Origin of the sequence: Paenibacillus sp. FSL R5-0766, assembly GCF_037971845.1 — a bacterium.
Classification (GTDB): domain Bacteria; phylum Bacillota; class Bacilli; order Paenibacillales; family Paenibacillaceae; genus Paenibacillus.
On record NZ_CP150227.1, the window covers coordinates 1,244,294 to 1,263,876 of the forward strand.

Genomic DNA, 19,583 nt, shown 5'->3' on the forward strand with positions numbered 1-19,583 from the left:
GCCTCCACTAATCGACAACATCAGCTAATCATAATCGATATAATACATGTACATAAGTTGTTAGATGTGAGTTTTATGTCAAAGGGGGCGAGGCTGTTTGCTAAGTTACACGATGAAAATGGTGATATTCCCGCTAGGTTGTCTGCTTGTCATTCTGTCCTCTTATGTTCTAAGGCTTACCCCTCATATGGCAATAATGTCGCTTTCAGGGACATTATTGGTAGCAAGTATTTTTGGGGAAAGACGATATCCTGTGCTGCGGAAGTTTCAGTGGTTTTTTCTCGGGATATTTCATTATTTCAGTGAACTGAACTGGTGCAACATGCTGTATTATATGCTCATTATTTCAATGATCCAGGACAAACAGCGGTTGGCGCATACCTTGCCGATTTCGTTGCTGCTTATGCTGCAATATACGGTGATTCGGCTTTCGTATGTGCCTGTAGATACATATACTTTGCTCGTTTCGTTGTTTGACCTGTTAACCTCGGTTGTTATCATTTTTTTGTATCATACTTTAATCAACAGTGAGGTCGAGAAGCGCAGGCTTCGGGAAAAAAATCGGTTTCTGACCCTCCATGATCCGCTTACGGGACTGTTGAATTACGAAGGTTACATGGAGGTGCTGCATAAGACAGTAGAAGAGCATCGGCCTTTTTTGCTTGTCCTTTTGAATGTCAATAACTTTAGCGGCTTTAAAAAAGATTCAGAAGATCCTTGGTGTACGGTAATCATAGGTACAGGCCAGATGATTAGCAATCATTTCACTGAGGCCTACGGCATATCCCGATATGCAGGAGACCGATTTGCAGTCGTTTTGCCGGAGATACAGGATGTGGAAGAACGAATGTCGTCACTGCTATCCGTTCAGCTTCAAGGACTTCAGGTAAGCTACAGCATATCTCTGTACCCGGAAATGTCGGATTCGTTGCAGCACTTTATGACGGTAGCCGAGGATAGACTGCTTCAACAACAGCGCAGCAAATGGCTGAAAAATGAAGAAGAAGTATTTCGTTCCGAGAGACTAAGGGCTGTAGGTGAACTGGCCGCGGGTATGGCTCACGAAATTCGGAACCCACTTACCGCAATTCGGGGCTTCTTGCAGCTGTCACGTGGACAAGCGTTTAATATCGCGCCATGGTATGAAGTGATTATGGGTGAGGTGACGAGAGTAACTGACCTGACGGCTGAATTTTTACAGTTTTCCAAACCACATGCCAATCACATGAAACCTGAACATTTGGGTCACTGCCTTGAACGGGTGATGTCTTTGACCGAGTCAGATGCGGCATCCCGTGGGCATCAAATTATGCTTGAAATGACTGATGAGCCAGTTATGATCATCATGGATCGAGATAAGATTGTGCAGGTATTGATTAATCTGATTCGTAACGCTTTTGAAGCAATGACAGACCCGGGTGAGGTTCATATGGATTTGTTGCAGGATGGAGACGCAGTACTCATTTCAATTACAGATACAGGAAGCGGCATTCCGGAAAATTCGCTATCCACAATCTTTAATCCATTTTATACAACCAAAGAAGAAGGCACAGGACTGGGACTAGCACTCTGCCAGAAAATCGTTCAGGATCACAATGGTAAAATTACCGTCCATAGCGAAATGGGGGTTGGTTCCACCTTCACGCTTCATCTGCCAATGGAGACGTAAATCATATAACTTACCCAGAGATAGCAAACATAGTCATTAGACAAAAACATAAAAACGCCGCATGGGTCCTGAAGAACCCCGTGCGGCGTTTAATATTTCGATTAATAAGTTAATGTGTGGAGACGACATCGGTTCAGATCAGACTATATGGGGTTCGACTTATTGAGCTGTCCCTGATGTAACTGATAGTAGAATCCTTGTTGCTGCATCAATTCATCATGGCTTCCCCGTTCAGCGATCTGTCCTTCATCAATGACGAGAATCTGATCGGCTTCACGTATCGTGCTGAGCCTGTGAGCGATGACAAAGCTGGTGCGGTCTTTCATTAAAGTGCGCATCGCTTCCTGGATCTTCATCTCTGTACGCGTATCGATGCTGCTTGTTGCCTCATCCAGAATAAGAATGGCTGGATCCGCCAGAATTGCCCGGGCAATGGTCAGCAGCTGTCGTTGTCCCTGACTCAGATTGCTTCCCCCGGAAATGATGGGGGTATCGTAGCCCTGCGACAGTTTGCGGATGAACGAGTGTGCATTCGCAAGCGTAGCTGCTTGCCTGATCTGTTCATCGGTTGCGTCCGGCTTGCCATAGGCGAGATTGTCACGAATGGTACCCGAGAACAGGTAGGCATCCTGAAGTACAATGCCGAGTTGCCGACGGAGTTGATCCTTCTCCAGTTCCGAGATGTCACATCCATCGATGGTGATCCGTCCGCCTGTAATCTCGTAGAAACGGGGTAACAGGTTGATAATGGTTGTTTTGCCTGCGCCGGTGGGTCCAACAAGTGCAATCATCTCCCCAGGTTTGGCAGTAAAGCTAACCTTCTTCAGAATGTCTCGCTCTGCAATGTACCCGAAGGAGACATCTTCAAATACAACTTTACCTTGAATCTGATCCAGTTGTTTCTTCTGTTCCTCCACATACTCACCAGGCGTATCCATGATGTGAAACACCCGTTCAGCACCTGCAATGGCAGCCTGAATCAGATTGTACTGATTGGCCAGATCGCTCAGCGGCCGCTCAATCTGACGGGAGTATGCAAGAAAACTGACGATCAATCCGATGGATGTCAGATCATGATAAGCCATCCATCCACCCACAGAAGCCAGTATGGCAAACCCAATATTGTTCATCACGTTCATCGTAGGGCCAACCAAACCCGAAACAGTCTGGGCTTGTGTGCTGGAGGTGCGCAGTTTCTCGTTCAGGTTCTTAAAATGTTGATGTGTCTGATCCTGACGGTTATAAGCCGCTACGACTTTTTGTCCAGCAATGGTTTCCTGAGCATACCCATTAAGCTCACCAAGTAATTTCTGCTGGGCGGTGAAGTGTTTGCGTGTTCTTGACGCGATTAGACGAGTAGCAATGGTAATTAAGGGTACTGTTACCAGACTGAGCAATGTAAGCCGAACATCAAGTGCAAACATGATCGACAAGGAACCAACGAGCAGGATGGCACTGGACATCAATTGGGTTACGCTTTGATTCAGCGTTGTAGATACATTATCGATATCATTGGTGGCCCGGCTCATGAGATCCCCGCTTTGATTTTTATCAAAAAAGCTGACAGGCAGCTCTTGTAGTCGGGAGAACAACGCATGTCGCAGATCTTTGACGGTCAGTTGGGACACACCAATCATGACATAGGATTGAGCCCACATCAGGAGTGAGCCAAGGACATAAACACTCAGCAAGAGGAGACATTCTTTCAGCAAACCCGCTGTTACTTTGGGCACGATATGTTCGTTAACGGCGCGGCCGAGAAGATAAGGTCCTGCCAGATTGAGCAGTGTTCCGAGAGCGGTCAGCACTAATGCAGCAATAACTCCTTTGCGATGACGTCCCATGTATGACCATACCCGGATGAGGGCGTGGCGTGCATTTTTGGCTCTGACTTTGGGAACAGATCCTCTGCCCGCCGGTCCGGGTCTTCCGATGGGAGGCACGACCGTTTGTTGTATGGAGGAAGAGGCAGGTTTAGCCAAATTGAACATCCTCCTTCCGTTGCTGCGAATAATAGATCGATTGGTAGTGTGATGAATGAGCCATAAGGTCATCATGTGTGCCTCTGGCAACGATCTGTCCTTCATCAATGACATATATACAGTCTGCATCTTTCACGGAAGAGATCCGCTGTGCAATCAAAAAGGTCGTGTTGTCTTGCATCAAGGATTGCAAAGCCTTCTGAATACTTGCTTCCGTGCGCAGATCCACAGCACTGGTGCTATCATCCAGAATCAGCACTTCCGGTCGCATAAGCAGGGCGCGTGCAATGGATATACGTTGTTTCTGTCCACCGGACAGATTGACCCCGCGCTGACCCAGCTCCGTGTCATACCCATCTTTCAGTTTCATAATAAAATCATCCGCTGCCGCAGCTTGCGCCGCAGCACGCAATTCAGCATCTGTTGCATTGGGCCGGCCGAAGCAAATGTTATCCCGGATGCTGCCGCTGAACAGAATGGATTCTTGGAGCACAATGGACACACGGCTGCGAAGATCATGAAGATCCCAGTGGCGAACGTTCACTCCATTCACGAGCACTTCACCCTGCGAAGCATCATACAGACGGGGAATCAGCTGCACCAACGAGGTTTTGCCTGAACCTGTTGAACCGATCAGAGCCACTTTCTCACCCGGGAGAGCCCTCAGGTTAATTCCGGTGAGTGCATGGTCTCCGTCATAACGGAAAGATACGTCTCTGAATTCCACTTGACCGCCTGTGCGCGAGGAAAGAGAAGACGTTTGGTATCGGGACTGATCACGGGTAGACGGGGATGACTGTACATTCCCGGAGTTGTCGGTTCCCGATTGAATATCCGGCTGTGTATGTAACACCTCGTTGATCCGTGCAGCAGATACCTTGGCGCGGGAGAAGCTCATCATCATCATGCCGATCGACGTGAGGGAAGAGAGTACAACCGTGACATAGTTGATAAAAGCAATCAGATCTCCGGCAGCAATATCGCCTCCGACTACCTGGAAACCTCCAAACCACAGCACCGCTACAATGGTAGCGTTCAGCATCAGGCTGAGCACGGGTGCGTTCAGCGTTACAATACGCCAGGCTTTGACGGCGGTTGTAGTGTAATCTTCGTTGGATTGCTTGAACCGCTTTTTCTCCATACGTGCTCGTGCAAACGCCTTGACGACACGGATGCCGGCGAGATTCTCCTGGAGCACAGCGTTGACCTGATCAAGCTTGCTCTGCACACTGGCGAACAGCGGATAGGAAGCTTTTATCAGAATAAATAAAATAATAAACAGCACGGGCACGGTGGCAATAAGAATCAAAGCCAGTTTCACACTGATCGTAAACGCCATGATGATACTACCAATGATCAGCATCGGCGAACGGATGAACATCCGCAGCAGCATCTGCACAAAAGTTTGCATCTGGGTAATGTCACTGGTCAGACGCGTGATCAGAGATCCTTCCTGAAACGTATCCAGATTGCGGAAAGAGAAGGTCTGAATATGGTCAAACAGTTCCTGACGCAGATCCGTGCCGTATCCCACGGCAGCTTTGCTTGAATAGAGTGTACAGCCTGCGCCGCCAACCCAGCCGATTAACGCAACAAGTAGCATGATCAGACCTGTAGTCGCGATATGGGGCAGGTTCCCTGCAAGTACACCATCATCCACGATGCTGGACATCAGCTTGGGCTGGAGCAGGTCCATGGTAACCTCAAGTACCATGAGCAGTGGGGCGACGATTGCCGCTGACTTATACGGGGTCAAGAATCGTTTTAACGTCCACAATAGGGAATCACCTCAATCTTCATAGCATAAGTGAATCAATTTCATAATACCTTTAGCTGCTTCAATCGCGAATCTGCATCACCTCAGGATTCACGCAAGTTTTGGAGCATACGCTGTGCAAGTGCAGACATAATCTCGGATTCTTCCGGTGTAAAATCTTTCTGGGCCTGCTGTTCCAACTCCTGAATCACTTCTCTCAATTCTTGTAGCGCGGAGCGCCCCTGATCCGTCAGGTATACCCGCAGACTGCGCAGATCCTTCGGGTCTGCTTCGCGTCTCACATAACCGGATGATTCCATACGCTTGAGCATGACGGTTACCGTTGCGGGACTGCGCTGAAGTTGTTCGGCCAGGTTTTTCTGGGATTGGCCATCTTCCCGTTCAAGCTGGAACAGCAAAGGGGGCTGCCCCGGGTATAACTCGGGGTGGTTCACAAGTTTCTCATGAACTTTGTAGCGTTTCAGTTTCACGAGCTCGGACAACTGTCCCATTAACCGATCGTTTTGGATTGGGTTCATATCATCTGCTCCATTCATATCTTTTTAGACTTTTTGAACACGCACATTTACTTAGTCGACTAACTAAATTTTAAGTTTGATTTGACATACCGTCAAGTGAATACAGATCATTTATTTTGGACTGGAAATATTGACCTGAGATAAAATGATATGATAAATTGATATTATCTAATTGTTAATAACATAATGTTAATAACAGAATGGGGTTTGTATAGGATGACTTACGAAGGTTCCTCTGGAGGAAAAGCACCCGATTACCGAGAGCATCAGGATCAGGTAAACATTAGTGAAGAACAGTTTTTGGACAGCTATGATGCTGGCGATTACGAACGTCCTTCCGTCACCGTGGACATGTTGGTATTTACAATTCGCAGTGAAGCTCAGGAGAATTATCGCAAGCTCGCGCAACCCGAACTCCAGTTGCTGCTGATTCGGCGGGGCGGCCATCCCTATCTGGGACAGTGGGCGTTACCGGGTGGGTTTGTCTCCATGCAGGAATCATTGGAAGATGCTGCTCGGCGGGAATTGTTGACGGAGACGGGGCTGGATGATATTTATCTGGAGCAACTGTACACCTGGGGAGATGTGGAACGAGATCCGCGTACACGGGTCATCAGCTGTTCCTATATGGCGCTGGTCGATAGCAGCGAGCTGGAACTTCAGGCTGGCGATGATGCGAGTGAGGCCAATTGGTTTCGGGTGGAGCAGCGGCTTCTGGAGGAGAAGCGCCATATCCATGAGCGTGGACGTGTGACAGAACGCAGGTTGCAGTTGATTTTGACCAATGGAACAGAAGAGTTATCGGCAATTGTTGAGACAAAAGAAACAATAGAAGGAAAAATACGGAGCCATCGTTTGACGTTGGAGGAGATTCAGGGGATTGCATTTGATCATGCCAAAATCATTCATTATGCGCTTGAACGTCTGCGATCCAAGATTGAGTACACGGATATTGCATTTAATCTGATGCCGGAGACGTTTACGCTGACTGCACTTCAGAAAGTACATGAGATCATTAGTGGCAAAAAACTGCTGGCTGCCGCTTTCCGGCGTAAAATCGCCCATTGGGTTATTGAGACGGGAGAGTATGCGAGCAGTGCCGGTCATCGACCATCACGTTTATACAGATTGAACCCAGAGAGGCAGACACCCTGAAAAGGGGAAGCATCAATGAAATAGGAGAAGTGATTCAAGCCATGGGCGGTATCGCTGCAACCATGAGGAACAAGTAAAGAGGGGATATGGATGGAAAAGTTTACGTTTTTCTGGCGGACTGTATCTCCGTTCTCACAGTGGCACCCGGCGGATTTTACCGTGAACGGGGTTCACTACACAAGTGCTGAGCAATACATGATGCACCAGAAAGCGCTGCTGTTTGGCGATCAGACCATCGCAGACAAGATTCTGAAGGCAAGTTCTGCTTCGGTACAAAAAAAGCTGGGCAGACAGGTCGCAGGTTTCGACCAGACTTTATGGGAAACGGAATGCCAGCGCATTGTCTACGAAGGCAATTGGGCCAAATTTTCACAAAACGAAGAACTGCTAACCGCGCTGCGTGCCACCCGTGGAACGACCCTCGTGGAAGCAAGTCCGGATGATCGTATCTGGGGTGTGGGACTGGCAGAGGAAGACCCACGTATTCGGAATAGAAGAACATGGCGGGGAACCAACTGGCTGGGTGAGATTCTCACCCGTCTAAGAGAAGATATAGGAAGTGATTCAGATGAGTGATAAACATAGCTCCAATCCACGTACCATGCGGGCCAGTATCGCACAGCAGACGCTGGCTATTCTGGAAGAAGGACAATACGTGAATGGATATAATCGCAAGGTTGAGATGGGCGCCGATGTGCAGCAAGCGATCCGTAATTCGGTATTATACCGTCCTTCGGAGCTTTCCGCACTCAGGGGAAAGCTCCGTACAGAAGCTCGCGCAGAAACTCATTCGATAGCCTCATCAACTGAAGCTGAAGCTGTGTCAGTTCGCATTGAAGTTACTGGCGAGACTACACTTGGAGCGGCTTCACGTTTGACGGTAGCTGAAGGAAGAGAAGATGTGGTCTGTCTGAACTTTGCATCGGCGAAAAATCCTGGCGGCGGTTTCCTTGGTGGAAGTCAGGCACAGGAAGAGAGTCTGGCCCGAGCGACAGGACTATACCCGTGCATCGCCCAAATGGATGAAATGTACGAGTACAATCGCAAACAGCGATCGGGTCTCTATTCGAATTATATGATCTATTCACCGGATGTTCCGGTGATTCGTGATGATGAAGACCGACTGCTGGATCAATATTATGTATCATCCTTCATCACTGCGCCAGCGGTGAATGCGGGTGTGGTGAAAGAGCGTGGAGAAGCTGATGATCTACAGATTGAGTCCGTGATGAAGGAACGCATCCGTTATATTCTGGACGTGGCTGCTACGAATGGTCATCGGACGATTGTTCTCGGTGCATATGGTTGTGGAGTATTTCGTAATGAACCGGCAGTGGTGGCAAAGTATTTTCACGATGTGTTAGTGGGAGAGGGATTTAAGGACTCCTTTGAACGAATTGTATTTGCTGTATATGATCGATCCTCAGGTCAGCGAACATTAAAGGCATTTCAACGTTGTTTGACAGAGGCCTAATAAAAAAATAAGGGATCTACATAGTTTGAACTAATCATTTGCACGATAACGGAGAGGACAGAAAAAACCTGAAAAAGCAAAGCTACATCGGAAGCATACGCTATCCCCGGATTTTCCCTTCTAGATAAAGGGAATCGAAAAAATCTGGGGATAACAGCGATTGGAAGGTTGTTCTGTCATCGTAGTGTCAGTGTAAATAATCTTTAGTTCAACTATTAAATGAGAGCGCTTGTTAAAGGAGAGGAATGCCATGCAGTATCATGAGAGAGAACAGGATTTATTTGAACTGGGGGATGAGTACACGCTTGCGCACTGCATATCAGCCGATGCAAGGATGGGCAAGGGCATTGCGGTACAGTTTCGGGAGCGATTTGGTTTGGAAAATCTTCAAGAGCAGGCCAAACAGGAGCCGCTTGAGATTGGACGATGTTATCCGGTAGGACGGACGATGAATCTGGTCACCAAGGCAAAGTTCTCCAACAAGCCGACGTACCAATCATTGACGGATGCGGTAGAATCCATGCGGGACGTATGTGTGAGGGAAGGGATTACGAAATTGGCGATGCCCCGAATAGGATGTGGGTTGGACAGGCTGAAATGGGAGAAGGTCAGTCCAATTATCCAGGCAACCTTTGCCGATACGGATGTTGAGATCATTGTCTGTACACTGTGATCGCACTTGGCGAAGAGGAGAGACTGCAGCTTGCTGACAGATCCAAAGCAAAAAAACCTCAGCTTTGAGGGGAATAGAGTGTACGTATGATTCATACAAACGCTGTTCCGATTTCAAAGTGAGGTTTTTTGTTTATTTTTTGGAGAACATTTCTTTGGCTTCATCCATGGCCATTTTATTACCGATCGATGAGTAATCGAGCCAAGGTTGTGCGCCAATCGGGTAGACGTGGCCGGCTTTGACTGCTTTCAGACCTTGCCAGATCGGATTGTTTTGCAGCTCCTTGAACATGGTTTGGGCTTCATCATCCGAATTCACAACCACAAAGATCGCATCTGCATCGTAGTCTGGCAATATTTCACGGGAGACAACTTGATAAGGTTTAGTCGAGTCGATATCTGTGATCCCTTTGGCAGGAGTCAGACCGAGATCCTCATATAAAATGGGACCCATGGGACGGCGTGTACTGAATACACGCAATTCTTTGGCAGTAACACGGATTGCCATCACAGTACCATCTTCTCCAATCGTGTCATGAACCAGAGATTTCACTTCTTCCGTTTCGGTTGCGTAGTCCTGAATGTATTGCTCGGCTTCCTTCTCACGATTTACGAGTTTGCCAATGTCTTTCAGATGGTCGCGCCATGTACCGTCATCCAGATTGAAGACATGCACCGGAGCAATTTTTTCGAATTTGGCAAGATCACCACCGGAGAATTCTTCGTCCAGATAGATCACATCGGGTTTCAGGGCAAGCAAAGCTTCCATATCCGGGTCTTTAACCGGACCAAGTGGCGTTGTATTTTGAAGTTGATCAGCAACATGGGACAGGAAGCCTTTGGCTTCGCCACCAATAACGGAACCAACCGGAGTAATACCGAGAGACAGCAGATCATTGGTCAAGTGGATCGACATGGAGGCAATACGGGGCTCTCCTGAACTTGCACTGTTGTCCTGATTGTTGCTTGAAGTATCCGTAGACGAACCACCAGAAGCAGATGGTGAATTATTGGCCGTTCCACAGGCTGCGAGTACAAGTACCATACAGATACTCATGACAAGCATAAGATTTTTCTTTAACATGGGTAGTCACATTCTCCTTGAACATCTCTTGGATGTCTTATTTGTTTTTTTTTGAGAAAAAGATCACTTGCTTCGTACTAACAGGTACAAAAAGTAAGGTGCACCAATCGCAGCAACCACCACGCCTGCCGGAATGGCATTAGGCTGAAAGATCGTTCGCCCGATCGTATCAGCGGTCACCAGAATAACCATACCGATGAGCCCGGCGGCTGGAATCAGATGCCGATGCATCGGACCCACAAGTCTACGCGCCAGATGTGGCGCAGCCAGACCGATAAAGCCGATCCCACCAGCCATCGATACACTGACGGCAGACAAAGCCACGGCACAGAGCAGCAAAATAACACGCTGGGATCGGACAGGTGTCCCGATACTGGTTGCGGCAGCATCTCCAAGATTGAAGGCATCGAGTGTTTTGGATCGACTCCAAATATAAGAAATACATAGCACCACCCAAGGAAGCAAAGCTTGCACATGAATCCAATCCCGGCCCCAGACGCTTCCTGCCAGCCAGCGAGCGGCAAAGGAATAGGTATCTTCATCCAGACGCAGGGATAGGTAGAGTGTTAACGCATGGAACCCGGCCGCTACCGCGATTCCCACCAGAATCAGCTTAATGGGTGATACGCCGTTATGGCGATCATAAGATAACAGCATGATGATCAGGGCGGCGGCCACACTGCCTGCAAAAGCAAACAACGGGATTAGCAAGGCCACAGAGCCATCCATCGTAAAGGAGAGACTAACAAACACCATTAGTCCAAAGGCTGCCCCCGCATGTAATCCCAGAATCCCCGGGTCCGCAAGTGGATTGCGGGTGATCCCTTGCAAGGCCGCTCCGGCAATACCAAGTCCTGCTCCAGCCAGTACAGTTACCAGGATGCGAGGCAGTCGGTAATCAAACAGTACAATCTGATCATCCGAACTGCCATTACCAAGCAAAGTCTGTAACACAGCCGCTGGGGAGAGACGAATGGTTCCCGTGTTCAGGCTGATCACAATAACGGCAATGGCGATACAGAGCAGCGTGATACTGACAACTATCGAACGTTTACCTCGTGAAGGTGTATTAAAATTCATCGCTACAAGGCCCTCCTTTCTTTACGGGCCAGATAGAGGAAGAACGGTACACCGACAAAAGCGACCATAATGCCTACCGCGAGCTCCTCGGGCGGGTTCACGATGCGTGAGCCCAGATCGGCGAGCACCAGTAATATCGCTCCAAGCAGAGAAGACATCGGAATGATGAGTCGATAATCCACACCCACCAGTTTGCGTGAGATATGAGGGATGACGAGTCCGACAAATCCAATCGAGCCTACTGCCGACACGGACACACCAGCCAGCACAACAACCGCAGCGAGGGCAAGAAATCTTGTCAAGCGCAGGTTGATCCCGAGATTAATCGCGACTTCTTCACCGAGTGACATAAGCGATACACGCCGGGCGAGTGGCATGATCAGCACCAGCGTCACGAGCAGCACGGGAAGAATTATCTTCAGATGCCGCCATTCAATTCCGCCAAAACCTCCCGCATACCAGAAGACCAGATCCTGACTCAGGTCAAAATAAATGGCAACTCCTGTGCTGAGCGAGGTTAACATGGCCGCAATAACGGCCCCGGCAACGGTCAGTCTGATGGAATTCATACCACCAGGTGCTACCATTCCAAGCAGGAAGATTAGCAGTGTGCCCAGAACAGCCCCCACGAATGATAAAACCATGATCCAGCCGTATGACAGTCCGGGCCAAAAGGCAAAGCTCAGTGCTACGACAAAAGTGGCTCCAGCATTAATGCCCAGAATGCCTGTGTCTGCCAGCGGATTACGTGTAATGCCTTGCATTAAAGCTCCTGCAACGGCAAAGGCAGCGCCGATAATAACCGCGGCAAGGACACGAGGCAGCCGCAGCTCATGAATAATCTGATGTGGTGTCAAAGCTGGGTTGTACTGAAATATGGCAGCCCATACGGTTTCCAGCGTTAACCCTTTGGCACCTAAAGAGATCGCGACAAACATACTTAGCAGCAGTATGGCTAAGGCAGACAAAAACGTCAGCCCAACGGTTACTGCAGATTTTCTTGAATTAGACGGACGATGTGGCAGTCCCGGATGTTGAATACGGGTCACTCCTTTGGTACCAACAACGCATTTCATTGTTATTGATTATCATTATCAATTAGTGATCATTATAGAATCTTAATTCAGGCCCGTACATGGCATAAATTAAGATTCTGGAGATGGACATTTTTTAGATTACAAAAGTGAAGGTTTGTTCGTCAACATAGAGAGCGCTTCATCGAGCTGGATGTTGATGGAATATGGAGCATATACGACCCATGAGTTCCAGTCGATGAGATGTACACGTCCGTTTTTTACCGCAGGATGGCTGTTCCACAGTGGATTTGAAGCCATCTCTTTCAACAGTGTTGCCTTTTCATGCATGGAATTAATCGCCAGTACCAGCACATCTGCCTCCAGTCCGTCCCATTCTCCTGGTGTGAAGGGCAGCCAGTTGAATCCAATGCCGGGAGATTTGCCAGCCAGTTCGGTCTGAATACGCTGAGGAGCGGCCAGTTGCAAGGTTCGATAAAAGACATGTCCAAAGTTCCGATGGCTGTACATCCGTGGACCTTTAGGCGTTAACGTGCCAACGGCAACGGTGATGTCCCCGACGAATTCCTTGATTTTTTTGCGTGCACGCTCTGCCTTGCGTTCATGTCGATCCAGCCAATCTGTGGCTGCTTGGGTGCGATCCACAATGGATGCAATCTGATGCAGATGACCAAAGACGTCTGTCTGGTTCCAGGGAATCGTGATGATGGGCGCGACATCGCCAATATGCTCCATGGCTTTGGCAGCTGCATTGTCCTTGGTCAGAATCAATTCAGGATTCACATCCAGGAAAGCCTGACGTCCCTGTTCCCAAGGTTCATAGGCGTGGAAGGGCAGCGTCAGCGATTTGGGCATATGAGGAAGATGGCCTTGGATCTGAGCTGCGCATGGCGTGATGCCAAGTGTCATCAGGTGGTCCGTGTATGGATAGGAGAGCGACACGATATTTCGGTGGACCTGCTTCGAATAGGAAGTTGGCGCATAACCGGCATGGTTTCGGAAACGTCGGCTGAAATAAAATTCGTCACGGTAACCCACTTCACGAGCCACATCACGGATACGCAGATCTGAAGTGAGCAGTAATTCCTTGGCCCGGTTCATACGCAGATGAGTGATGTATTCAATCGGATTTTTCTGCATGCGGCTCTTGAATAGCTGCGAGTAATAGGACGGGTGCATGTCAGCCAGTTCAGCCAGCTTTTCCAGCTTGATCTCGTGCATATAGTTTTCGCGCATGTATTGCAGGGTGGACCTGAGCCACTGTTCGGGTTCATCCTGCCCAGCCCCTTCGTCAGTCTGGTCTTCTTGAGGCCAGAGCATATGTAACAGTTCCGTCAGGAAGAGCTGTGCCTTCAGGCCTGTTTCCAAACCTTCATTGCTTAATTGTGTAAGCTGTGCGGCAATGCGCTGTATACCGTAAAATGGGCCCTGAATCCAGCCTGTAACAGGTGAACTGAGCTCACGTTCGTAGATTCGTCTGGCTTTTGTTTTCTCCGTAGCCCGATACATATCAAAGTGAATGATATACAGTTCAATATCATGGTCTTCATCACTAATCAGTTCAATTGCATTTCCTGGTAGGGACAGACAAGCTGATTTGCGAACCACGTGAGATTGGATCCCATTCATGATCAGTTGGCCTGTGAATTTGTGCATGTATATGAAGGTATGATGAGCTAACTCAGTTGTGGACCAGCGCCATTTCTCACGGGTTATAATATGTTCTGTCTGACGAAGTTCGATAAGGGTATCATTCAAGAATGCATCCAGCTCTGCTCGGGTTGAGAATTCCTTTTCTGAATCGGGACTTGTCTGCTGATGCAACGTGTGTGGATTCATGCCGCTGTGGGCGGTACCCGGGATGGTAGTCATGGTGTTATGCGTCCTCCTCTCTTATGAACAGTTTAGGTAATAATTGAATCTGGAACGTACCATATTTTCTCTGACCTGAAGGTCTTTCTTGAACGTCTATTGATGCGTTTTGCATGATTTTATGATTACTGGCTGCCTTGTCAAAAACGCGTTTGCAGTATAGTCAGAAGTTTTATGAATAGCACACGGGTATGATCCCGTTATCAGATGTGATCGATAGTTTAACCAGATTGTCGCTAGTTACAAGTATGTTTAGGGACAAGACTTCTTGGCTCTAGTCTGCTGATAATCTTAGCAAATCTATTGGAGAATTGAAAATGTACACAGATATGTTCGAGGCCCTGATGAGCTCGAAGTCTATTGAAAGCACATCATCGAAATCGTTTTCTGACGTAAGCGTTTCTTTTTGGTAAAATATAAGGGGATAACATGTTGGCCTGATCTGAATCATGAACCTTTTCAACTCAAATTGCAGTAGGGAGGCTTTAATATGACAGAAGTAGTGGGACGGGACAAAGTACGCTGGGGCATTATGGGCACGGGATGGATTGCATCCCAGTTTGCAAGGGATCTGGAGCATGCGGGAAACGCTGTGAAAGCAGCGGTAGGTTCACGGACAGCGGGAAGTGCGGAGAAGTTTGCAGATGAATATGGTTTTGCACGCGCTTACGGTTCTTATGATGAGATGCTGCAAGATCCTGAGGTAGATATTATCTATGTGGCAACACCTCACCCTGTGCATAAGGAGAATGTAATGGCTTGTCTGGAGGCAGGCAAGGCAGTGCTCTGTGAAAAGCCGTTTACGATGAATGCACGTCAGTTGGAGCAACTGGTGGAGACGGCACGGGAGCGTAACCTTTTCCTGATGGAAGGGATGTGGACACGCTTTTTGCCACCGATCGCTCAAGCCAGAGCATGGATTGCAGAAGGACGAATCGGTGAAGTACGTTTGCTCCAAGCAGACTTTGGATTCCGTGTCGGCTGGGAGCCGGAAGGAAGATTGCTTAATCCGGATCTGGGTGGAGGCGCATTGTTGGATGCAGGGGTATACCCGATCTCCTTTGCTTCGATGATCTTTGGCGAACAGCCCCAGCATGTCTGGAGTACGGCCAATATTGGTGAGACGGGTGTGGACGAGCAGTTTTCCGTATTGTTGTCCTATTCCGAGGGACGTTCTGCATCACTGAGTGCTGCCATTCGTCTGAACCTCAGCAATGAAGCCGTCATATACGGTACGGAAGGCAAGATTCGTCTACCTTTATTCCTGGCGGGCAAAGAAGCCTATCTGCATGTGAATGGTCAGGATGAGCCTGAGAAGTTCACGGATGATCGAACATGTATTGGTTATGCTTTTGAGGCGGAAGAAGCAGGACGTTGTATCCTCGAAGGTCGGACGGAGAGTAACACCATTAAGCTGGACGAATCCCTGGAAATCATGAAGCTGATGGACACAATTCGGGGTCAGTGGGGATTACGTTACAAATCGGAGTAACAGACAGGAGCTGACGTGTGATGGTGAAGATTCTGATATCCGGGTTTGAACCTTTTGGCGGGGATGCGGTGAATCCGACGGGGGCATTAATGGATGCTCTTGCAAACGAAGTGATCGAGGGTGCTGATCTAAAAACAGTACTGTTGCCCGTGCACTTTGATGAATGTGCAGACCTGCTAATCGCAGAGATGGAAGCCTATCGGCCAGATGTCGTCATCGCCTGTGGGCTGGCCAAGGGCAGAACATCCATCACACCGGAGCGGATCGCCGTGAATGTCAAAGACATTCCGCCAGGCTCCTACGCGGATAACCAAGGACAGCGTCCTGTGGACGAGCCAATTGTAGACGGCAGCCCGGACGGTTTGTTCTCCACGTTACCCATACGTGCCATGGTGAATGACATGTCCGCAGCGGGTATTCCAGCTACCGTGTCCAATACAGCAGGTACATATATCTGCAACAACACGATGTATCGGGTACTGGATCACATTCGTATAGGGCATCTTCCGATCCGTGCAGGATTTGTACACTTTCCTGCCTCCACAGAGATGGCGGTGTTGCAGCCTTCCGTCCCTTCGCTACCTACTCACATGATGCTGGATGCGCTGCGGATCATGATTCGCACGGTTGTGGCTGAGTCGTAGGGAATGGTTGCAATCGTTCGGTTGCGGTTGCAGCAGATCGTAGGTGACGGTTGGTTGGATTCGTAGACCGCTGTTGTGAGAGGGAGAGCAGTGGGTTGGGATCGGTTACAGTAGGGTTCAAGATGACGTGGAGAGCGTGGAGTTGCATGGGTTTCTTTCTGCTTCGATCTGGGGTTGAGTAGAGTGTTGGATATGAGTATAAATATGAAGTTGAATATAGAGTGAAAAAAAGAGCTGTCCCACCGTCATAAGTCTGACGTTAGGGACAGCTCTTTCTATTTCGTGTGATGTGTCATGTGTAGTGTAGTCCAACATGGTTAGTGAGGTCACTAGTCTGCAGCAAGTATCTTGATGAAAGTTTTTTGCCAAGTTAAAGGTTAGACTCTAAAACCGCAAACCCGAAACCGCAAACCGCAAACCGCAAACCGCAAACCCGAAACCCGGTAAGGCTTATACAACTTTTGCTGGAAAGTAGGGATTAGCGAAATAGGTAAGGGAGAGTTAAAGCACAGTCTCCGATTCGTGCTCTCCTGAATACGATCTATACTAACCCTAAGTAACTAAGCTCTTAAGAAACAAGACGCAAGGACACCACCATCACCCTGGCTAGCTAAGTGGTTTGTATCCACGAAAACCCCGAATAGACTTCTACGAAGCTTACTCCTCAGAACACCTTGGAACGGACTCAAACGAATCGAGCACACGCTATTCGCTGATAAAACGCACATACCAATTTCTAACGAATCGTAGGATCGTTGTTGTGCGAAATTATGCGAGTTTGTTGGTGATATGAACGAATTCTAGCCGAATACGGTGTCTGAGATTCTTTAGAATTCTCATAACACGCTATTCGGCTAGATAAGGTGCGCTAGGTTCTTTAGATATAGATCGAAGAGAAACTAACTCAAATTAAATCAAAGTTAGATTCGCAACAGATCAAGGTCGAACTCGGGAACGAGTCCTTCTTTCATGGCGCGGCCAAGCAGTGCAGTGATTGCACCGTAACCATCATCACCTAGGTTGGCGCTGAACTCGTTAACGTACAGGCCGATATGTTGTGCAGCTACGTCAGGGTCCATTTCTTGTGCATGTTCCATAACGTATGCTTTCGACTCATCCGGGTGCGCCCATGCATATTCAACGGAGGCGCGTGCCCATCCGGCGAGGGCATGAGCGTCCATGTTGCGACGTGCGATGATCGCTCCAAGCGGGATCGGAAGGCCGGTGTCGCTTTCCCACCAGTTCCCAAGATCTGTCATTAGTTTGAGGTCATAGTTCTGGTACGTGAAACGTGCTTCATGGATGACAAGTCCGGCATCGATCTTGCCGTCCCGTACAGCAGGCATGATCTGGTCGAATGGCATGACAACAATCTCGCCTACACCGCCCGGAACATTTTGCGCTGCCCAAAGACGGAACAACAGATATGCTGTTGAGCGTTCACTTGGCACAGCAACCCGGCGTCCAGACAGATATGCTGGATCGGTCGTGCCATTTGCGGTCAGAACCAAAGGGCCACATCCTCTGCCAAGTGCGCCTCCAGCAGGAAGCAGAGCATAGTCAGATAACACGTATGGCAGTGCTGCATAAGATATTTTCATCACTTCAGGTGTGTCGGGTCCATCGGGATTTGCCGCCAGACCATTGGTAATATCAATATCAGCATAACGGACATCCAGCTCAGGTGCGCCCGGGATCAACCCGTGCACCCACGCGTGAAAGATAAATGTATCGTTTGGACAAGGGGAAAATGCAATTTTCATGATGTAATAACCTCCCGTAAAATGGAACTTGCGGCCTGAAGCGCATCGAGGGCATCCTTGATGCGCCAAGCGTCGCGGTCGCGTGGACCGACCGCGTTGGATATGGCCCGCAGTTCGAGTGCTGGCACGGCGAACTGCTGGGCAGCTGTTGCCACGCCGAAGCCTTCCATACCTTCGGCGGCGGCATCCGGCACGCGGCGCAATAGCTCTGCGGCCGTCTCCGCTGTTCCGGTCGCCGTGGACACGGTGACCGCAGTGCCTCCGCTGACAGCGAGCCCGGCCCGCTGTAGCTCATGGCGCAGGCGAGCGGCAAGCTCTGCGTCCGCCGCCACAATGGACGAGCCGAATCCGAGCTCGTCCACACTAAGGAAGCCGTCTGGCGTCTGCGAGCCCAGATCGGCGGCAACCATAGCGTCGGCTACCACGAGGGAGCCGACGTCTGCCCGGCCGGGGAACCCGCCGCCGATGCCGGCACTGATCACCAGCATGTAGGCTGGTGAAGATCCGGCTCCGGCAAGGGGCCCCGGCCTTGAAGATGTGGCAGATGCCTGTGCCACATCCGATGGGCTTGGCGCGGTGGAACCCTGCGCCAACGCCCTAGTGCTTGCAGCCGCTACGGCATATGCCAATGTAGCGGCTGTTCCTGCTGCGGCCGAGGCTGGGCCAACGCCCGCAGCGATGACATCAAATCGTTCCGCGCCCGTGTCTCCCAAACCACGGAGGACCGCATCTTTCTCCGCATCAACCGCGGTTACAATTAACACACGTTGTGATGAATTTGCTTGTACCGGACTTATATCTGAAGTGTTTATTTCCCCCGTTGAATCCCCGTGGTGTCCACTATTTTCGAATGATGCGTTTGGTTTATTATTCTGATCTTTATCCTGTCTATGTTCATTCATCTCGGATTCTCCTTATGAGGTATTAGAAGTGTAACATATGCCTCCATAGTATCTTTCTTACAGCAAGCTTCTAGTTACACTTCTTCGGGTTACTACTTACTTCTATATTTTCGTGTAAATGTATAGTTCAACTTATATAAATGGAATTCGGGCATATATTTGTCCACTACAAAGGGACATTTATCTTCATTTTGTCTTTCAAAGAGTGGACACTTTTTCTAAAAAGATACTATATCCATCCAGGAAAATGAAACACTATATATAGATGTTTTCAGATATAAAATTAAAAATGATCTATATGTAGAATATCAATTCCGAAGTGCTTTCTTATGTCCGTGTCCACCCTTTGAAAGACATATCTACAATATGTATGCTCAGTGCGGACAGCTCGAGTTGGCCCTCCAAACGAACAGATAAACGATTGAAAAGGCTGGAGTCTGCCCGACCCATCCAACGCGAATCATA

At 48.9% G+C, this 19,583-nt stretch carries 16 protein-coding genes; 7 read left to right on the forward strand and 9 right to left on the reverse strand.

Annotated features, from left to right (window positions below; genetic code table 11):
• Window positions 1-112: 112 nt before the first annotated feature.
• The gene (locus MKY66_RS05520; protein ID WP_076214630.1) at window positions 113-1,669 is read left to right on the forward strand and encodes an ATP-binding protein; all 1,557 of its coding nucleotides are present in this window, start codon (window positions 113-115) and stop codon (window positions 1,667-1,669) included.
• A gap of 143 nt (window positions 1,670-1,812) precedes the next feature.
• Here the strand turns inward: MKY66_RS05520 and MKY66_RS05525 are convergent, their stop codons facing one another.
• The 3 genes from MKY66_RS05525 to MKY66_RS05535 form a co-directional block, all read right to left on the reverse strand.
• Entirely contained in the window at window positions 1,813-3,651 is a 1,839-nt protein-coding gene (locus MKY66_RS05525) for an ABC transporter ATP-binding protein (protein ID WP_143760366.1), read from the reverse strand.
• On the reverse strand, window positions 3,644-5,428 hold the full coding sequence (locus tag MKY66_RS05530; protein ID WP_076214381.1) for an ABC transporter ATP-binding protein: 1,785 nt from the start codon (window positions 5,426-5,428) through the stop codon (window positions 3,644-3,646). Before MKY66_RS05530 ends, MKY66_RS05525 begins: the two co-directional genes overlap by 8 nt.
• Window positions 5,429-5,511: 83 nt before the next feature.
• Window positions 5,512-5,946, reverse strand: coding sequence for a MarR family transcriptional regulator (locus MKY66_RS05535; RefSeq protein ID WP_076214383.1), 435 nt, complete (start codon window positions 5,944-5,946; stop codon window positions 5,512-5,514).
• A 216-nt stretch (window positions 5,947-6,162) separates the two neighbouring features.
• On the opposite strand from MKY66_RS05535, the gene MKY66_RS05540 reads away from it, so the two are divergent.
• The 4 genes from MKY66_RS05540 to MKY66_RS05555 all read left to right on the forward strand — a co-directional run bounded on the left by MKY66_RS05540 (window position 6,163) and on the right by MKY66_RS05555 (window position 9,248).
• Complete coding sequence (locus tag MKY66_RS05540) at window positions 6,163-7,101, forward strand: NUDIX domain-containing protein (protein WP_179088564.1); 939 nt, start codon at window positions 6,163-6,165, stop codon at window positions 7,099-7,101.
• 90 nt (window positions 7,102-7,191) lie between these two features.
• Complete coding sequence (locus tag MKY66_RS05545) at window positions 7,192-7,677, forward strand: NADAR family protein (protein WP_076214386.1); 486 nt, start codon at window positions 7,192-7,194, stop codon at window positions 7,675-7,677.
• Window positions 7,670-8,575: a TIGR02452 family protein gene (locus tag MKY66_RS05550; RefSeq protein WP_076214389.1), complete on the forward strand. Its 906-nt coding sequence runs from the start codon at window positions 7,670-7,672 to the stop codon at window positions 8,573-8,575. Before MKY66_RS05545 ends, MKY66_RS05550 begins: the two co-directional genes overlap by 8 nt.
• A gap of 250 nt (window positions 8,576-8,825) precedes the next feature.
• Window positions 8,826-9,248, forward strand: coding sequence for a macro domain-containing protein (locus MKY66_RS05555; protein WP_076214392.1), 423 nt, complete (start codon window positions 8,826-8,828; stop codon window positions 9,246-9,248).
• 132 nt (window positions 9,249-9,380) lie between these two features.
• On the opposite strand, the gene MKY66_RS05560 is transcribed toward MKY66_RS05555, so the two are convergent.
• The 4 genes from MKY66_RS05560 to MKY66_RS05575 form a co-directional block, all read right to left on the reverse strand.
• Window positions 9,381-10,331 carry an iron-hydroxamate ABC transporter substrate-binding protein gene (locus tag MKY66_RS05560; protein WP_076214395.1) on the reverse strand — a complete coding sequence of 317 codons (951 nt, stop codon included), beginning with the start codon at window positions 10,329-10,331 and terminating at the stop codon, window positions 9,381-9,383.
• Between the two features lie 63 nt (window positions 10,332-10,394).
• Window positions 10,395-11,411 carry an iron ABC transporter permease gene (locus MKY66_RS05565; protein WP_076214398.1) on the reverse strand — a complete coding sequence of 339 codons (1,017 nt, stop codon included), beginning with the start codon at window positions 11,409-11,411 and terminating at the stop codon, window positions 10,395-10,397.
• Window positions 11,412-11,413: 2 nt separating this feature from the next.
• On the reverse strand, window positions 11,414-12,487 hold the full coding sequence (locus tag MKY66_RS05570) for an iron ABC transporter permease (RefSeq protein ID WP_083657274.1): 1,074 nt from the start codon (window positions 12,485-12,487) through the stop codon (window positions 11,414-11,416).
• A 99-nt stretch (window positions 12,488-12,586) separates the two neighbouring features.
• On the reverse strand, window positions 12,587-14,317 hold the full coding sequence (locus tag MKY66_RS05575; protein ID WP_076214401.1) for an AraC family transcriptional regulator: 1,731 nt from the start codon (window positions 14,315-14,317) through the stop codon (window positions 12,587-12,589).
• A 490-nt stretch (window positions 14,318-14,807) separates the two neighbouring features.
• Here MKY66_RS05575 and MKY66_RS05580 point away from each other — a divergent pair, with 490 nt between their 5' ends.
• On the forward strand, window positions 14,808-15,809 hold the full coding sequence (locus MKY66_RS05580) for a Gfo/Idh/MocA family oxidoreductase (protein WP_076214403.1): 1,002 nt from the start codon (window positions 14,808-14,810) through the stop codon (window positions 15,807-15,809).
• Window positions 15,810-15,829: 20 nt separating this feature from the next.
• Window positions 15,830-16,453 carry a pyroglutamyl-peptidase I gene (locus MKY66_RS05585; protein WP_076214405.1) on the forward strand — a complete coding sequence of 208 codons (624 nt, stop codon included), beginning with the start codon at window positions 15,830-15,832 and terminating at the stop codon, window positions 16,451-16,453.
• A gap of 920 nt (window positions 16,454-17,373) precedes the next feature.
• Here the strand turns inward: MKY66_RS05585 and MKY66_RS05590 are convergent.
• Both MKY66_RS05590 and MKY66_RS05595 read right to left on the reverse strand, forming a co-directional pair.
• Window positions 17,374-18,216 carry a 1,4-dihydroxy-6-naphthoate synthase gene (locus MKY66_RS05590; protein ID WP_076214407.1) on the reverse strand — a complete coding sequence of 281 codons (843 nt, stop codon included), beginning with the start codon at window positions 18,214-18,216 and terminating at the stop codon, window positions 17,374-17,376.
• Entirely contained in the window at window positions 18,213-19,013 is an 801-nt protein-coding gene (locus MKY66_RS05595) for a futalosine hydrolase (RefSeq protein WP_339807175.1), read from the reverse strand. Before MKY66_RS05595 ends, MKY66_RS05590 begins: the two co-directional genes overlap by 4 nt.
• Between the last annotated feature and the right edge of the window lie 570 nt (window positions 19,014-19,583).

Excerpts from the sequence above, each read along its gene's own strand:
- MKY66_RS05520 (WP_076214630.1), top strand. The coding sequence starts at position 113 with ATGAAAATGGTGATATTCCCGCTAGGTTGTCTGCTTGTCATTCTGTCC.
- MKY66_RS05535 (WP_076214383.1), bottom strand. The coding sequence starts at position 5,946 with ATGAACCCAATCCAAAACGATCGGTTAATGGGACAGTTGTCCGAGCTC.
- MKY66_RS05540 (WP_179088564.1), top strand. The coding sequence starts at position 6,163 with ATGACTTACGAAGGTTCCTCTGGAGGAAAAGCACCCGATTACCGAGAG.
- MKY66_RS05545 (WP_076214386.1), top strand. The coding sequence starts at position 7,192 with ATGGAAAAGTTTACGTTTTTCTGGCGGACTGTATCTCCGTTCTCACAG.
- MKY66_RS05550 (WP_076214389.1), top strand. The coding sequence starts at position 7,670 with ATGAGTGATAAACATAGCTCCAATCCACGTACCATGCGGGCCAGTATC.
- MKY66_RS05555 (WP_076214392.1), top strand. The coding sequence starts at position 8,826 with ATGCAGTATCATGAGAGAGAACAGGATTTATTTGAACTGGGGGATGAG.
- MKY66_RS05560 (WP_076214395.1), bottom strand. The coding sequence starts at position 10,331 with ATGTTAAAGAAAAATCTTATGCTTGTCATGAGTATCTGTATGGTACTT.
- MKY66_RS05565 (WP_076214398.1), bottom strand. The coding sequence starts at position 11,411 with ATGAATTTTAATACACCTTCACGAGGTAAACGTTCGATAGTTGTCAGT.
- MKY66_RS05570 (WP_083657274.1), bottom strand. The coding sequence starts at position 12,487 with ATGAAATGCGTTGTTGGTACCAAAGGAGTGACCCGTATTCAACATCCG.
- MKY66_RS05575 (WP_076214401.1), bottom strand. The coding sequence starts at position 14,317 with ATGACTACCATCCCGGGTACCGCCCACAGCGGCATGAATCCACACACG.
- MKY66_RS05580 (WP_076214403.1), top strand. The coding sequence starts at position 14,808 with ATGACAGAAGTAGTGGGACGGGACAAAGTACGCTGGGGCATTATGGGC.
- MKY66_RS05585 (WP_076214405.1), top strand. The coding sequence starts at position 15,830 with ATGGTGAAGATTCTGATATCCGGGTTTGAACCTTTTGGCGGGGATGCG.
- MKY66_RS05590 (WP_076214407.1), bottom strand. The coding sequence starts at position 18,216 with ATGAAAATTGCATTTTCCCCTTGTCCAAACGATACATTTATCTTTCAC.